At 60.5% G+C, this 14,287-nt stretch carries 14 protein-coding genes and 4 tRNA genes; 9 read left to right on the forward strand and 9 right to left on the reverse strand.

Going from position 1 to position 14,287, the window contains the following annotated elements:
* Positions 1 to 248: 248 nt before the first annotated feature.
* The 5 genes from argC to argH all read left to right on the forward strand — a co-directional run bounded on the left by argC (position 249) and on the right by argH (position 6,095).
* Positions 249 to 1,256 carry an N-acetyl-gamma-glutamyl-phosphate reductase gene (gene argC / locus G5533_RS14140; protein WP_441254930.1) on the forward strand — a complete coding sequence of 336 codons (1,008 nt, stop codon included), beginning with the start codon at positions 249 to 251 and terminating at the stop codon, positions 1,254 to 1,256.
* Positions 1,257 to 1,279: 23 nt separating this feature from the next.
* Complete coding sequence (gene argB, locus G5533_RS14145; RefSeq protein ID WP_411587105.1) at positions 1,280 to 2,059, forward strand: acetylglutamate kinase; 780 nt, start codon at positions 1,280 to 1,282, stop codon at positions 2,057 to 2,059.
* Positions 2,060 to 2,084: 25 nt separating this feature from the next.
* Positions 2,085 to 2,996, forward strand: coding sequence for an ornithine carbamoyltransferase (locus G5533_RS14150; RefSeq protein ID WP_421255485.1), 912 nt, complete (start codon positions 2,085 to 2,087; stop codon positions 2,994 to 2,996).
* Positions 2,997 to 3,050: 54 nt separating this feature from the next.
* Positions 3,051 to 4,286: an argininosuccinate synthase gene (locus tag G5533_RS14155; protein WP_010635203.1), complete on the forward strand. Its 1,236-nt coding sequence runs from the start codon at positions 3,051 to 3,053 to the stop codon at positions 4,284 to 4,286.
* Positions 4,287 to 4,709: 423 nt separating this feature from the next.
* Complete coding sequence (argH, locus tag G5533_RS14160) at positions 4,710 to 6,095, forward strand: argininosuccinate lyase (RefSeq protein ID WP_421255486.1); 1,386 nt, start codon at positions 4,710 to 4,712, stop codon at positions 6,093 to 6,095.
* Positions 6,096 to 6,530: 435 nt separating this feature from the next.
* Here argH and G5533_RS14165 read toward each other — a convergent pair whose 3' ends face one another.
* On the reverse strand, positions 6,531 to 6,986 hold the full coding sequence (locus tag G5533_RS14165; protein ID WP_421255487.1) for a hypothetical protein: 456 nt from the start codon (positions 6,984 to 6,986) through the stop codon (positions 6,531 to 6,533).
* Positions 6,987 to 7,429: 443 nt separating this feature from the next.
* Between G5533_RS14165 and G5533_RS14170 the strand changes: the two genes are divergently transcribed.
* Entirely contained in the window at positions 7,430 to 8,122 is a 693-nt protein-coding gene (locus G5533_RS14170) for a B3/B4 domain-containing protein (protein ID WP_421255488.1), read from the forward strand.
* A gap of 76 nt (positions 8,123 to 8,198) precedes the next feature.
* On the opposite strand, the gene G5533_RS14175 is transcribed toward G5533_RS14170, so the two are convergent.
* From G5533_RS14175 to plsY, 6 genes are all read right to left on the reverse strand, one after another.
* On the reverse strand, positions 8,199 to 9,371 hold the full coding sequence (locus G5533_RS14175; protein WP_215802146.1) for a CD0519/CD1768 family membrane protein: 1,173 nt from the start codon (positions 9,369 to 9,371) through the stop codon (positions 8,199 to 8,201).
* A 106-nt stretch (positions 9,372 to 9,477) separates the two neighbouring features.
* Positions 9,478 to 9,553 (reverse strand) — tRNA-Asn (locus G5533_RS14180).
* Between the two features lie 8 nt (positions 9,554 to 9,561).
* Positions 9,562 to 9,637: transfer RNA gene (locus tag G5533_RS14185), tRNA-Phe, on the reverse strand.
* Positions 9,638 to 9,640: 3 nt separating this feature from the next.
* Positions 9,641 to 9,716, reverse strand: a tRNA-Thr gene (locus G5533_RS14190).
* 53 nt (positions 9,717 to 9,769) lie between these two features.
* A tRNA-Phe gene (locus G5533_RS14195) sits at positions 9,770 to 9,845 on the reverse strand.
* 47 nt (positions 9,846 to 9,892) lie between these two features.
* Positions 9,893 to 10,555 carry a glycerol-3-phosphate 1-O-acyltransferase PlsY gene (plsY, locus tag G5533_RS14200; protein WP_421255489.1) on the reverse strand — a complete coding sequence of 221 codons (663 nt, stop codon included), beginning with the start codon at positions 10,553 to 10,555 and terminating at the stop codon, positions 9,893 to 9,895.
* 157 nt (positions 10,556 to 10,712) lie between these two features.
* On the opposite strand from plsY, the gene folB reads away from it, so the two are divergent.
* The 3 genes from folB (at position 10,713) to G5533_RS14215 (ending at position 12,208) form a co-directional block, all read left to right on the forward strand.
* A complete protein-coding gene (gene folB, locus G5533_RS14205; protein WP_005355064.1) occupies positions 10,713 to 11,084 on the forward strand; it encodes a dihydroneopterin aldolase in 372 nt (123 codons plus the stop codon).
* Entirely contained in the window at positions 11,084 to 11,593 is a 510-nt protein-coding gene (folK, locus tag G5533_RS14210; RefSeq protein ID WP_139435022.1) for a 2-amino-4-hydroxy-6-hydroxymethyldihydropteridine diphosphokinase, read from the forward strand. Before folB ends, folK begins: the two co-directional genes overlap by 1 nt.
* 126 nt (positions 11,594 to 11,719) lie before the next feature.
* The gene (locus G5533_RS14215) at positions 11,720 to 12,208 is read left to right on the forward strand and encodes a YbaK/EbsC family protein (protein WP_005336108.1); all 489 of its coding nucleotides are present in this window, start codon (positions 11,720 to 11,722) and stop codon (positions 12,206 to 12,208) included.
* On the opposite strand, the gene mdtD is transcribed toward G5533_RS14215, so the two are convergent.
* Together mdtD and G5533_RS14225 are read right to left on the reverse strand one after the other, a co-directional pair.
* Positions 12,180 to 13,595 (reverse strand): multidrug transporter subunit MdtD, encoded by a 1,416-nt coding sequence (mdtD, locus tag G5533_RS14220; protein WP_265062012.1) that lies wholly within the window; start codon positions 13,593 to 13,595, stop codon positions 12,180 to 12,182. The two genes, G5533_RS14215 and mdtD, sit on opposite strands and share 29 nt — an antisense overlap.
* A gap of 11 nt (positions 13,596 to 13,606) precedes the next feature.
* The gene (locus G5533_RS14225) at positions 13,607 to 14,215 is read right to left on the reverse strand and encodes a TetR/AcrR family transcriptional regulator (RefSeq protein WP_005355070.1); all 609 of its coding nucleotides are present in this window, start codon (positions 14,213 to 14,215) and stop codon (positions 13,607 to 13,609) included.
* Positions 14,216 to 14,287: the final 72 nt, after the last annotated feature.

The following is a 14,287-nucleotide window of genomic DNA, read 5'->3' on the forward strand; positions in this document are numbered from 1 at the left end:
ATGTTTCTGTTAGAAAATACAAATGCAAAGCGAGTGCATGAATATTCTGTAATTTTACCTGAATATCTGGCTCATCAACAAAGGCTTCTAGTTGTAAGGGAAAGTTAATGTTCTGTCACCTGATCTATAACCGACGACACACACCCGCCTGAATTGCCCCTCCGCACTTGTGCAAAGGGGCGATCGAACACCCTTGTGCACTGCAGCGTCATGCTGTGAATCTCGAACTCTGACTTGGAATATTCAACATGCTTAACACCGTCATCGTCGGTGCCAGTGGCTACGCGGGAGCCGAACTGGCCGCACTGGTACAGAACCACCCACAACTCAAGCTGTTCGGCCTCTACGTCTCCGCCGGCAGTCAGGATGCCCACAAGCGCTTCTCTTCCCTACATCCCCAGTGGGTCGGCGCCCTCGATCAGCCGCTGCTGTCGCTGGACGACGACGGCATGACCCGGATCCTGACCCAGGCCGATCTGGTGCTGCTGGCTACCGCCCACGAGGTGAGCGCCGAGCTCGCGCCCAAGTTTCTCGCCAAGGGGCTGCCGGTGTTCGATCTCTCCGGCGCCTTCCGGGTCAAGGATCAGGGCTTTTACGACAGCTTCTACGGCTTCACCCACCAGAGCGAACAGTGGCTGGATCAGGCCGTCTATGGCCTGGCCGAGTGGAATGCCGATGCCATCGCCACCGCCCAGCTGATTGCCGTGCCGGGTTGCTACCCGACCGCATCGCTGTGCGCCCTCAAGCCGCTGCAGCAGGATGGTCTGATTGCCAAGGGGTGGCAGCCCATCATCAACGCCGTCTCCGGGGTTTCCGGCGCCGGTCGCAAGGCGGCCATCAACACCAGCTTCTGCGAAGTGAGCCTCAATCCCTACGGCACCTTCAATCACAGACACCAGCCGGAGATCAGCCACCACCTCGGCAAGGAGGTGCTGTTCCAACCCCACCTTGGCAACTATGTGCGCGGCATCCTGGCCACCATCTATGTGCAGCTGGCGGATGGAGTGACGCCGACCCAGGTGGATCAGGCCTACCTCAAGGCCTACGAGGGCAAGCCGCTGGTGCGCCTGACCGGCCAGATGCCCTCCATCCGTGGCGTCGCGGGCACCCCTTACTGCGACCTCGCCTGGCAACAGCAGGGCAACATGCTGGTGGTGGTATCCGCCATCGACAACCTGCTCAAGGGCGCCGCCTCCCAGGCCATGCAGTGCATAAATATCAAATTCGGATTTGAACCGGCCACCGGCCTGATTTAAGGACTCAAGGAAGGATCGCAACGATGAACAAGCAGACTCTGGTAATCAAGCTGGGCGGCGCACTGATCGAGAACGACGAGGCGCTGACCGCCCTGTTCGCCACCCTCAAAAGCTTTCTGGACGAGCAGCACAGACCCCTGGTGCTGGTGCACGGCGGCGGCTGCCTGGTGGATGACCTGCTCAAGGGGCTGGGTCTCACCTCCACCAAGAAGAACGGTCTGCGGGTGACCCCGTTCGAGCAGATCCCGTTTATCGCCGGCGCCCTGGCCGGCACCGCCAACAAGCAGATGATGGCCAAGGCCATCGCCACCGGCATCCCGGCGGTGGGGCTCTGTCTGGCGGACGGCGGTCTGTGCCAGGTGAGCCAGCTCGACCCGGCACTCGGCGCGGTCGGTGACTGCCAGCCGGGCAACCCGGCACTGGTGGCGGGGATCCTGGGGCAGGGCTTCCTGCCGGTGGTGAGCTCCATCGGCATCACTGCCGAGGGGCAGCTGATGAACGTCAACGCGGATCAGGCGGCTACCGCCATTGCCGAGGCGCTCGGCGCCGACCTGGTGATGCTCTCCGACGTGAGCGGCATCCTGGATGGCAAGGGCAAGCTGGTGCCCCAGCTCGACAAAGTGACCGCGCTGGATCTGATGGAGAAGGGGGTGATCAGCGACGGCATGGCGGTCAAGGTGAAAGCCGCCCTGCATGCCGCCGAGACCCTGGGCAAACCGGTCTGTGTCGCCAGCTGGCGCTACCCGGATCAGCTGCTCAAGCTGCTGGCCGGCGGTGCGGTTGGCACCCAGGTCTCTCTCTGATCTCCACCAGAACAAGGAACATTCGATGCAACATCTTCTGAAAGACAGCGACTTGAGCAAGGCCCAGATCGAGGCGCTGATCGCCCTGGGCAAATCGGTCAAGGCAGATCCGAAAAAGTACGGCCAGGCACTGGCGGGCAAGAGCGTGGTGACCCTGTTCGAGAAACCCTCCCTGCGCACCCGGGTCACCTTCGACATCGGCATCGCCAAACTGGGTGGCCACAGCGTCTATCTGGATCAGCAGAACGGCGCGCTGGGCAAGCGCGAATCGGTGAAGGATTTTGCCGCCAACCTGTCGCGCTGGTGTGATGCCATCGTCGCCCGGGTGTTCGATCACCAGACTCTGGTCGAGCTGGCGGAACACGGCACAGTGCCTGTGGTGAACAGCCTGTGCAACCTCTACCACCCCTGCCAGGGGCTGGCGGACTTCATGACCATCAGCGAGCACTACGGCGATCTGTCGAAGGTGAAGCTGGCCTATCTCGGCGATGGCAACAACGTCAGCCACTCTCTGCTGCTGCTGGGGGCGACCCTCGGCACCGACGTCACCCTGATCTGCCCGAAAGGCCACGGCCCGGATACCCAGATCTTCCTGCAGGCGCAGGCTCTGGCGGCCAAGTCAGGGGCGACCATCCACATCAGCGATGACGTGGCAGATATCGAAGGGTTCGACGTGGCCTACACAGATACCTGGGTCTCCATGGGTGACAACACGCCAATGGAGCAGGTAAAAGATATCTTTATGCCTTATCAGATCAACCAGGCCCTGCTCGACCGCACCGGCATCCAGCATGTGCTGCACTGCCAGCCGGCGCACCGGGAGCTGGAGATCACCTCTCAGGTCATGGACGGGCCTGGCTCCCTCATCATGGACGAGGCTGAAAACCGGATGCATATCCAGAACGCCGTGCTGCTGACCCTGCTTGGGCACAAATAACGGCAACCGACCCCAAATCACACCCTTTTATCGAATCATCATGGAGAGAAGTAAATGAGCGGAATCAACAAGATCGTACTGGCTTACTCGGGCGGACTGGATACCTCGGCCATCATTCCCTGGCTGAAGGAAAACTATGATGCGGAGATCATCGCCTTCGTTGCCGACGTCGGTCAGGAGCGTGACGATCTGGAAGGGATCGAGCAAAAAGCCATCGCCTCCGGCGCCACCAAGTGCATCGTCAAGGATCTGCGGGAAGAGTTCGTCAAAGAGTACGTCTACCCGACCCTGAAGACCGGCGCCGTCTATGAGGGCACCTACCTGCTGGGTACCTCCATGGCCCGTCCGGTGATCGCCAAGGCGATGGTCGAGGCGGCGCTGGCGGAAGGGGCCGACGCCATCTCCCACGGTTGTACCGGCAAGGGCAACGATCAGGTGCGTTTCGAAGGTGCGGTGGCCGCGCTGGCACCCCAGCTGAAAGTGATCGCCCCCTGGCGTCTGTGGGACATGCGTTCCCGGGAAGATCTGCTGGCCTACCTGGAAGCCCGTCAGATCCCCTGCAAGGCGACCCTGAAGAAGATCTACAGCCGCGATGCCAACGCCTGGCACATCTCCACCGAGGGTGGCGAGCTGGAGAGCACCTGGAACGAGCCCTCCGAAGCGGTCTGGCAGTGGACCGTTTCCGCCGAACAGGCCCCGGATCAGCCGGAGTACGTCAAGCTGACCGTGGCCCAGGGTGAAGTGGTGGCCGTTGACGACCAGCCGCTCAGCCCGCACCAGATCCTGATGACCCTGAACGAGCGTGCCGGCAAGCATGGCGTGGGCCGCATCGACATCACCGAAAACCGGATGGTGGGCATGAAGTCCCGCGGCTGCTACGAGACCCCGGGCGGTACCGTGATGGTCGCTGCGCTGCGCGCGGTAGAAGAGCTGGTCTTGGATCGCCCGACCCGCGCCTGGCGGGAGAAGCTGGGGGCCGAGTTCTCCCACCTGGTCTATGACGGTCGCTGGTTCACCCCGCTGTGCAAGGCCATTGTCGCCTCTGCCAACGCCATCGCCGAAGATCTCGATGGCGAAGTGGTGCTGAAGATGTACAAGGGTCAGGTCACCGCGGTGCAGAAGAAGTCGCCGAACAGCCTCTACTCCGAAGACTTCGCCACCTTCGGCGCCGACGAAGTGTACGACCAGAGCCATGCCGAAGGCTTTATCCGTCTCTACACCCTGGCCAGCCGGATCCGCGCCATGAAAGAGCAGCATCAGGCCATCGGTGGTGATCACACCCACGGCTAAGCAAGCACGATAACCCGTTGATTCCGTTGAGGGGGCATAGCCCCCTCTTCTACAGGTCGAGGGCATGGCCCCTGATCCATCATCGGCGGTGTGACAAGAGCGGCAGCGCCCCGGTCGCTTCTGTGAGATAACAGGGGCTGTGTGAATATGATGCTGACGTATTTTCTCCCTTCTCCTCTTGTGGGAGAAGGGTTGGGGATGAGGGGGAGGTCATTGGCCATTCCCCTCACCCTAGCCCTCTCCCAGAGGGAGAGGGGACCGGTTCGTAGTTGCTGGATGTGACATGTTCAACGGCAACAGCACTCCTCACCACCGCACTGTTATACAGGAAAATACAGGGCAAGATTTCTGCGCGCAGGCCAAGAGGCCGCGCGAGTAGGGCAGGCGCAAACGCCTACCGACAACGCATTCAAGGAGAGCAGTATGGCACTTTGGGGTGGACGCTTCAGTCAGGGAGCCGATAGCCGGTTCAAGCAGTTCAACGATTCGCTGCGGTTCGATTACCGGCTGGCGGAGCAGGATATTCAGGGCTCCATGGCCTGGGCCAAAGCGCTGGTGAAGGTGGGCGTGTTAACCGAGGGTGAACAGGGCAAGCTGCAGCAGGCGATGGAAGTACTGCTCGCCTCTGTGCAGCAGGATCCCCAGCAGATCCTGAGATCGGACGCTGAAGATATCCACTCCTGGGTCGAGAGCCAGCTTATCGCCGCCGTCGGCGATCTTGGCAAGAAGCTGCACACCGGCCGCTCGCGCAATGATCAGGTCGCCACCGACCTCAAACTCTGGTGCAAGGCGCAGGGTGAGCTGCTGCTCGGCTCCATCACCGCCCTGCAACAGGGGCTGGTGGCCTCCGCCCGCGCCAATCAGGCCGCCGTGCTGCCGGGCTACACCCATCTGCAGCGGGCCCAGCCGGTCACCTACGCCCACTGGGCGCTGGCCTATGTGGAGATGCTGGAGCGGGATTACTCCCGGCTGCAGGATGCCCTCAAGCGCCTCGACACCAGCCCGCTCGGTTGCGGCGCACTGGCGGGTACCGCCTACGCCATCGACCGCGAAGCCTTGGCGCTGGACATGGGCTTTGCCGGTGCCACCCGCAACAGTCTGGATTCGGTCTCAGATCGGGATCACGTGGTGGAGCTGATGCATGTAGCATCCCTCTCCATGACCCACCTGTCGCGCTTTGCCGAAGATCTCATCTTCTACAACACCGGCGAGGCTGGCTTTGTCGAGCTCTCCGATGCGGTCACTTCCGGCTCGTCGCTGATGCCGCAGAAGAAGAATCCGGATGCGCTGGAGCTGATCCGTGGCAAGACCGGCCGGGTGGTCGGCGCCCAGATGGGCATGCTGATGAGCCTCAAGGCGCTGCCGCTGGCCTACAACAAGGACATGCAGGAAGACAAAGAGGGGCTGTTCGATGCCCTCGACACCTGGCACGACTGCCTCGACATGGCGGCCCTAGTGCTGATCGATCTGAAGGTCAATGGCGAGCGCACCATGGCGGCGGCGCAGGGGGGCTACGCCAACGCCACCGAGCTGGCGGACTATCTGGTGGCCAAGGGCATCCCGTTCCGCGAGGCGCACCATATCGTCGGCGAGACCGTTGTTTACGCGATCCAGATGAAGAAGCCGCTGGAAGAGCTATCCCTCCCCGAGTTCCAGCGCTTCAGCCCCGTGGTGAGGGAGGATGTCTACCCGAACCTGGAGCTGGAGGCGACCCTGGCCAAGCGGGTTGCCAAGGGCGGCGTCGCCCGCGAGCAGATCGAATCGGCCCTCACCGCCGCCGAACAGTGGCTGGCCAAGCGAGCGGGTTGATCTCTGATGTATTTGGAAAATAAGAGGGGGAGCAATCGCTCCCCCTCTTGCTTTATCTTGGCTTTAAGCGCTTTTCAACATAATGGCATTTGCAGGTATTGCCTTATCAATGAATTCACCACTTCCATAAACTGACAGGATATCTCCACAAGCTGGGCAAGCTGCAGTGTATTCACTCATTACGTTGAGAGAACCCAGCACGAACCCTTTGAAGTGGTTACTGCATTTCTTACATTTCATTGATTTGATTGAAAACATCTTTGATTCTCCACGAATAGAAAGATATGAATTCCTCTCTTCTATGGATATGAAACGGGTGGGCTATTTCATGGGGAAATAGCCATAGTCACGCTTTGCATCACATCCACACGAATACGCTACCAGATTATTTATTGACAGGCTCGTCATCTACTGAAATCCATATTTTCAGTCATTTCACGCGCTGGCATTGAGCAGTTTGCCCACCCCCTCCCCCTTGCCATTGGGCAGGGTCTGTTTAAAGGCGCCGAGCAGCTGGTCGAGGTTGAGATTGCTGGCACCGAGGGAATCCTTGAGGGTATCGAGCTCGCTTTGCAGCGCATCGAGGCGGGTGCTCTGGGTACCATTGGCCAACTGGCTACGGGCGCTATCGATGGCGGCAGGGAGGGATTGGCCGCCATTCTCCTGCCCCAGAGTCTGCATCAGCTCCCCCATAAAGTGGTTGATGGCAGCGCGGTTCTGCTCGCTATTGGCATCCTTGATTCCCAGCCGCTGGAACAAGCTCTGGACGGTAGGGGCGAGGCGATCTTCCTGCACTGTTTGCTGCACAGACTCGGGTTTGGCACTGCTGCCGAGCAGCTGACTGCCCAGCTTGAGGGCGATAGAGGCAAGGGGAAGCAGGCTGCTGATCATGATATCTCTCCGCGACAACGACCCTTGATGGTGTTGCCAAGAGAAATGCATAAGCGGGGCCAGAACGATGAAAAAACGCCAGCCATAGCCAACTCATTGAGCAATCAAGCGATTTGAGTGACCGCCTCGTGCTTGGGCATGACAACTGAGGGCATCACAAGAGAGCCGGACGGCCAGCGGCTGCCGCTGCAGATCAAGGCGGCAAAGGGGTATTGCCGCAACGAACCGGAAACCGCAGGGCTACTCTTCGCTATATACCGGTAAATGCCCGCCATCTCCTTGAACACATCATTTTTCATTCATGAAACTTATGGCTATTAAGATCATGTAAATTTTCTTATCTAAAATGTTCGCGCAAGATGGCTCTCAAACCGGATTTGCCGTTGCCGCTATGCTGGCCGGCAACCGCCTTCTCCCAGCCTCGTTCGTTTTATGGAGTCGCTATGTCCCTGATCACCCCCTATATCTCCCCCGAAGTCAGCCAGTTGGCTCCCAGCTTTCGCGCTCTGAGCATCACGGTGCAGGCCGCAGCCGTGGTTGACCCGAACGTGGGGGCACGCGCCCTTGATGAAGCCTGCACCGCCATGCTGACTGCCGATGTGCCGTGGGCAGAGGCGCATCTCGCCGCCTGGGGCGATCTATTCAGAAAGTTCGGCGCCAAGCCGCAGCGGACTCCCTGTTCCGCCGAAGCTCTGAGAAAACGGGTCGCCCGCGATGGCAACCTGCCCGCCATCGCTCCCGTAGTCGATCTCTACAACGCCATCAGTATCCGTTACGCCATTCCGGTGGGGGGCGAAAACCTGCTTGCCTATGAGGGACTGCCGCGACTGGTGGTGGCCGATGGCAGCGAGCGGTTCGATACCATGAAGGGGGGCGAGCCGACCCACGAACCAGTGGAGCCCGGCGAGGTCGTCTGGCGGGATGACAAGGGGGTCACCTGTCGGCGCTGGAACTGGCGGCAGGGTATACGCACCCGATTGAGTGTCGATTCGGGCCAGATGTGGTTCATTCTGGAGAGCCTGCCCGAGATGCCGCTGGCTGCGCTGCATGAGGCGGGGGAAAAACTGATCGCCGGGCTGCGGGAGATGATGCCGGAAGCGGTGATCGCACAGAGCCTGATCGGCGATGTTGAGTAAACCGAAGGACGAGCCAACTCGTCACCGATAGATACAGAAAGGGGCGCCGCAGCGCCCCTCTCTCTTTTCACTCTGCTCAGCCCAGCAGCATATAAAGCTGGTGCGCTGCCACCCCGGCGCACAGGCCGCCGACCGTGTGGGCGACAATGGCGCGGGAGGTGAGATGGCGATAGCCGAGAGCATCGAGCATGGCGGTGTGGGTGCTCAAAAAGCCGCTCCAGCACATCCCCATGGCGGTAAACACCGCGACCTCGTTGCCGGTGATCCACCCCTTGGCAATAAAGGGGGGCACCAGCGACATGGCGGCACCGACCGCACCGAGCGAGGTTGCCGGGAAGGCGACCAGCTCCGGCTGCTGGAAGCCGAACAGCAGGTCAAACAGCCAGCTAACCTTGGCGGCCAGCACCGGCAGCAGGGCAACCCCCTGAAACGCTTCGCCGGTATAGCCCTTCTCCCCCGGGCCGAAGGTGAGCAGCATGACGAAGGTACTGATGATGAGCACGCCCGGGATCACCGCCATTCCCAGCTCCACACCGGATTTGCCGCCATCGAGCAATGAGTTGAGGATCCGCAGCCAGCCCGGCGCCACCTCTTTGCTGACCCCGACCTTGTGCCCCTTGGCATCAGTCGGCTCATCGTCCAGCACCTCACCCACCAGCGGGCGGATCATCCGCTGCATCAGTCGGGTAGAGACCACAGAGCCAACCAGAGCGCCGAGCAGACCGATCAGCGCCGCGCTGGCGGTAGACTCCCCGCCCGGTAGCTGCAGGGTAGCCATAAAGGTCACCACGATCAGGCCCATGCCGAAGGCGGTACCGAAGTTGGTCAGAGACACCAGCTGCCAGGGAGTGAAGCCCTTGCGAAAGCGGCTGTCCTTGGCGAGGCTGATCACCGCCGGGTTATCGGAGAAGAAAGTCATCAGCGCCGCCAGCGCGGTGCGCCCCGGCAAGCGGAACACCGGCTTCATCAGGGGGGCCAGCAGCACCTCCAGCAGCCGGATCACCCCGAATTCGCTCAGCAGCTGGCTGAGAGCGCCGGAAAGTACGGTGATCCCCATGATGAAGAGCACGGTATTGAGCAGCAGCTGGTGGGCGGTATTGAACAGGGTGTTGACCATGGCGGAGAGGCCCATCTGGCTGCCGAGGTAGCCAAACAGGCTGCCCAGGATCAGCAGCACCAGCACGGGCTCAAGCCACTCGCGGATGGTGGCCAGTCGCCCCTTTGAGTCTATAACTACTTGATTTTCCATATCTATCCTGCCGTCATTCTGTGCGTGTGTGATTGTTGTTATGGTAAAAACTCGGTATTGAACCAAAGAAAAAAAGCCCTTGTCTTGCGACAAGGGCTTTTCGGTTTGGCTCCTCCTGCTGGGCTCGAACCAGCGACCTGCGGATTAACAGTCCGTCGCTCTACCGACTGAGCTAAGGAGGAATTATTAGTGGTGCCCAGAGACGGAATCGAACCGCCGACACGGGGATTTTCAATCCCCTGCTCTACCGACTGAGCTATCTGGGCAAATGGTGCCGGCTACCGGAATCGAACTGGTGACCTACTGATTACAAGTCAGTTGCTCTACCTACTGAGCTAAGCCGGCACACTTTAAACCATTGTGCATGAACAAATTTTTTATTTCATGGCACCAAAATTTGGTGCCCAGAGACGGAATCGAACCGCCGACACGGGGATTTTCAATCCCCTGCTCTACCGACTGAGCTATCTGGGCGTGGGCGCTATTAAACGGATTTTAAGGCGGATGGTCAACGGGAAATTTTACTTTTTGTCTCGTTCGTCTCTTTTTTGCTCAACATCACCCGTTTTTCCCACTTCCTCGCCACTGGCACACCCTTTTCGCCGCCAGACTCTGGGTTCTTCCCCCTTGAGCAGACGGGAAATGTTCTCGTGATGGCGGATCAGGATAAGGCAGGAGAGCAGCGAGACAGGGAGGGTGTATTCGGGTTTGAGCAGGTAGGTGAAGAGTGGCGTGAGCAGTACGGTAATGATGGAGGCCAGCGAAGAGTAGCCGCTTGCCAGCAACACCAGCAGCCAGGTGCCGATGACAGCGCCCCCCATGGTGAAGCCGAGCGGCATCATGGTGCCCAGCGCCGTAGCCACCCCCTTGCCACCGCGAAAATGAAAGAAGATGGGGTACATGTGGCCAAGACAGGCGGCCACCCCGATAAAGCCGAGGTAGACCGGCTTTATCTGCAAATACCAGGCGAGATAGACGGGCACAGTGCCCTTAAGCACATCGAGCAGCAGCACCACCAGCGCCGCCATCCGGCCACCGAGGCGCAGCACATTGGTTGCCCCCGGATTGTGGGAGCCATGATCCCGCGGGTCGGGCAGACCGGTGCAACGGGAGACCAGCACAGCACTGGATAGTGAACCACCCAGGTAGGCCAGAATAATCATCAAAATCGTCAGGGCCGTCATCTTGGTCGTTTTTACCACGATATGAATGGGGTATGATGCGGGCCACATACGCTGGCATGGGCCCATGCCCACCCAGAGCGCCTCGGCAAGCCTGTTGCCCGGCCAGCATCCCTGCGCTGTCATCACAGCCCATCAAGAGTAAAGAAGAAGTACAGTCATGGACAAGGTGTTTATTCGCGGACTCGAAGTTTTGACCACCATCGGTGTATATGAGTGGGAGAAGGGCATTCGCCAAAAGCTCCGTTTTGACCTCGAGATGGGGTTCGACAACCGCCCCGCGGCAGCAACCGACGACATCAATCTGGCACTGGATTATGCCGACCTCTCCAACAAGATTTGCGAGCATGTCAGCGGCAAGGTGGTCGAGCTGGTCGAGACCATGGCCGAGCAGGTTGCCATGCTGGTGCTCGCCGACGAGCGGGTGCAGTGGGTCAAGGTGACCCTCACCAAGCCAGGCGCCGTGCCCAATGCCGCCGGGGTCGGCGTCGAGATCCTGCGCCATCGCACTCCGGCCGCGAGCAGCAACTGATGACCACCATCTATATCAGCCTCGGCTCCAACATCGAGCGGGATCGCCATATCCGTGCCGGACTCGATGCCCTGCACGCCGAATTTGGCGAGTTGCGGGTCTCCCGGGTATTCGAGAGCGAAGCGGTCGGCTTCAACGGCCGCCCCTTCTACAATTTGGTGGCGGCTGCCGAGACCGATCTGCCGCTGGCCACCGTCTGCCAGCGACTGCGGGCCATGGAGTTCGCCCACGGCCGCGAGCCGGATGCCAAGAAGTTCGCCCCGCGCACCCTGGATCTCGACCTGCTGCTCTATGGCGATCTGGTCTGCGACACCCCGCTGGTGCTGCCGCGCGGTGAAGTGCTCACCAACGCCTTCGTGCTCTGGCCGCTGGCCGAACTGGCCCCCAATCTGCGCCACCCCGTCGATGGCCGCACCATGGGCGAGCTGTGGCAAGCCTATGACAAGGCCTCCCAGCAGCTGTGCCCTATTCCCTTTCACTGGGAAGCGTGCGAATTGCAACATCACTGATCCGCAAGGGCGCCTCACGGCGCCCTTGTTGTTTGCACGGACAGGGTTGCTTATCACGGATAAGAAAGTGTCATTGGGCCTGCCCCTGCGAGGCTGGCAGGATAGCGCCCACTACAGGAGAACCCCATGCCACTCGATACCATTCACCACTTCAACTGCCAGCTGCTGGCCGAACTGCCCCACCAGCGCTATGAGCATGAACCCATCCTCGACTACGCCACCGACGAGAAGGTCAAGGCCCGCCTCGGCTGGCAGGCTGAGTTCAGCAAGACCCTGTTTCTCAAGTTCAAGGATGGCCGCTTCGCTCTGCTGCTGACCCACAGGGACGGGCGGCTCGACAACAAGGCGGTCAAGGCCGCACTCGGTGCCAAGCCCTCCATCTGCACCGCCGAAGAGATGCAGGCGGAGATTGGCTGCCTGCCGGGAGCGGTCTGCCCCTTCCTGCCCCGCGCCGATATTCCGCTACTGGTGGATCCGCAACTGCTCAACCACACCGCCTTCACCTGGACTCCGGGCCACCCGGAGCAGACCTTTCTGCTGGCGACCGAGCATCTGGCCGAAGTGTTGGCGCAGCTCCCCTGCGAGGTCAGCTATCTGCCCGCGCCGACGGCGTAGCCCCATCGCGCGCCAGCTGGGCGAAGATCAGCGCCGCCAGCATGGAGAGCAACCCGACACAGAGGTAGGTAAGGTGGAACCCGGCCAGCCACTGACCCTCGGCCACTAAGGTGCCCGCTGAGGTGCCCGCCGAGAAGAGCCCGAGCAGGCTGGCGGCAATCGCCACCCCCAAACTCATGGAGAGTTGCATCACCACCGAGAGCAGACCGTTGCCACTGCTGGCCAGGGTCGAGCTGAGATCTTGCAGCGTGAGAGTGTTCATGGCGGAGAACTGCAGCGAGTTGATGGCGCCGAAGATCGCCAGCCAGCCCAGCAAGACTCCGTAAGGGAGCTGGTTGTCGATAAAGTAGAAGCTGGCGATCATCGCCCCCAGCAACAGGGTGTTGCCGATCAGAATGCGGCGATAGCCCACCTTCGGAATCAGCTTGTTCACCAGCGTCTTGGTCAGCATGGCGCCAATCACGGTAGGGATCATGGTCATCCCCGCCTTGCTTGGCGAGAAACCGAGCCCCAGCTGCAGAAACAGCGGGGTGAGGAAGGGCATGGCGCCGCTGCCGAGGCGGGCAAACAGGTTGCCCCAGATGCCGATGGCAAAGGTGGTGGTCTTGAACAGGTTCAGGCTAAAGAGCGGCTGCGGTGCATTGGCGGCATAGAGCCAGTAGCTCGCCATCGCCGCTAAGCCGAAGATCAGTGCAAACAACGCCCAACCAGTGGAGATGCTGTGCTCCCCCAGTCCCTGCAAGCCGACCGACACCAACACCATGCCGACGCTGAACATCACAAAGCCCTGCCAGTCGAACCGGGCGGTCTGCTGCCGCAGCTCCGGCATAAAGTGCCAGCTGGCGATAAAGCCGAGCAGCCCCACCGGCAGGTTGATGAGGAACACCCAGTGCCAGCTCGCCACTTCCACCAGCCAGCCACCGAGCGCCGGCCCCATCAACGGGCCGAGCAGCCCAGGGATGGTGACAAACGACATCACCCGCAGCAGCTCGTGCTTGTCATAGACACGCAGCACCGCCAACCGCCCCACCGGCATCAGCAGCGCACCGCCAATCCCCTGAAGCACCCGGGCGGCCACCAGCATGGAGAGGGAATTGGAGGCGGCACAGGCGAGAGAGCCCAACGTGAACAGCGAGATGGCGGCCAGATAGATACGGCGGGTGCCGAATCTGTCAGCCAGCCAGCCGGAAGCCGGGATCAGCAACGCCACCGTCAACATGTAGGCAATGATCACCGACTGCATCTGCAGCGGGCTCTCTCCCAAGGTCTCGGCCATGCTGGGCAGGGCGGTGTTGAGAATGGTGCCATCCAGCGCCTGCATAAAGAAACCGACCGCCGCCAGCAGGGGCAGCCACTTGCGCTGGGCATCTGTCACTGTGTGGCTCATTGCCACCTCCATTATTTTTGCGGGGGAGCGGCGGCGGTCAGGAAGAGATCGACACAACTCAGGGTCCAGGCATCCTGCTCGGCAGCACTCTGGGTCAACGGCAGACCCAGCTCACGGAGCATTCGCTCCTTGCCCTGCCACATCAGCAACAGCTGCAAGGCGGCCTGTTCGCTGTCTTGATGGCAAAGCAGGCCTTGCTGCTTCTGCTGCTCCAGCCAGTTGGACAGCATCTCGGTCACATAGAGCGGGCCCGCCTCGAAAAAAAGGGTGGCCAGCTGGGCATCGTTGCAGCTGATGCAGGTGCGAAAGATATTGATGGCATCATCGCTCAGGATCAACTTGCGAAAGCTGCGGCCAAAGGCAATCAGGCTCTCCCGCACATTGTTGCCACGCAACAATACCTCCGGCATCAGCTCACTGCTGACGCACTTGCTGCCCACCGCTTCGGCAAATAGCGACTCCTTGTTGGCAAAATGGCTGTAGACCGTCTGCTTGGAGACGCCCGCTTCACTGGCCACCATGTCCATGCTGACCAGATGCAGACCGTGCTGACAGAAGAGCCGCCCGGCAGCATCGAGGATCGCAGCCCGCTTCTGCTGACTACGGGGTGAAATGTTCATTTTTCCTCCACAATCAAACTGGACAGTCTAGTTTCGAAAAACTAGACTCACCGGTGTGATTTGATGTTATGT

The organism is Aeromonas sp. A600620 (assembly GCF_029479985.1).
Classification (GTDB): Bacteria; Pseudomonadota; Gammaproteobacteria; order Enterobacterales; family Aeromonadaceae; genus Aeromonas; species Aeromonas veronii_A.

Bases quoted from the DNA above. Each gene is read 5' to 3' on its own strand.
- argH (WP_421255486.1), top strand. From the start codon at position 4,710: ATGGCACTTTGGGGTGGACGCTTCAGTCAGGGAGCCGATAGCCGGTTC.
- G5533_RS14150 (WP_421255485.1), top strand. From the start codon at position 2,085: ATGCAACATCTTCTGAAAGACAGCGACTTGAGCAAGGCCCAGATCGAG.
- G5533_RS14215 (WP_005336108.1), top strand. From the start codon at position 11,720: ATGCCACTCGATACCATTCACCACTTCAACTGCCAGCTGCTGGCCGAA.
- folK (WP_139435022.1), top strand. From the start codon at position 11,084: ATGACCACCATCTATATCAGCCTCGGCTCCAACATCGAGCGGGATCGC.
- G5533_RS14175 (WP_215802146.1), bottom strand. From the start codon at position 9,371: ATGGAAAATCAAGTAGTTATAGACTCAAAGGGGCGACTGGCCACCATC.
- argB (WP_411587105.1), top strand. From the start codon at position 1,280: ATGAACAAGCAGACTCTGGTAATCAAGCTGGGCGGCGCACTGATCGAG.
- folB (WP_005355064.1), top strand. From the start codon at position 10,713: ATGGACAAGGTGTTTATTCGCGGACTCGAAGTTTTGACCACCATCGGT.
- mdtD (WP_265062012.1), bottom strand. From the start codon at position 13,595: ATGAGCCACACAGTGACAGATGCCCAGCGCAAGTGGCTGCCCCTGCTG.
- plsY (WP_421255489.1), bottom strand. From the start codon at position 10,555: ATGACGGCCCTGACGATTTTGATGATTATTCTGGCCTACCTGGGTGGT.
- G5533_RS14165 (WP_421255487.1), bottom strand. From the start codon at position 6,986: ATGATCAGCAGCCTGCTTCCCCTTGCCTCTATCGCCCTCAAGCTGGGC.
- argC (WP_441254930.1), top strand. From the start codon at position 249: ATGCTTAACACCGTCATCGTCGGTGCCAGTGGCTACGCGGGAGCCGAA.
- G5533_RS14155 (WP_010635203.1), top strand. From the start codon at position 3,051: ATGAGCGGAATCAACAAGATCGTACTGGCTTACTCGGGCGGACTGGAT.
- G5533_RS14225 (WP_005355070.1), bottom strand. From the start codon at position 14,215: ATGAACATTTCACCCCGTAGTCAGCAGAAGCGGGCTGCGATCCTCGAT.
- G5533_RS14170 (WP_421255488.1), top strand. From the start codon at position 7,430: ATGTCCCTGATCACCCCCTATATCTCCCCCGAAGTCAGCCAGTTGGCT.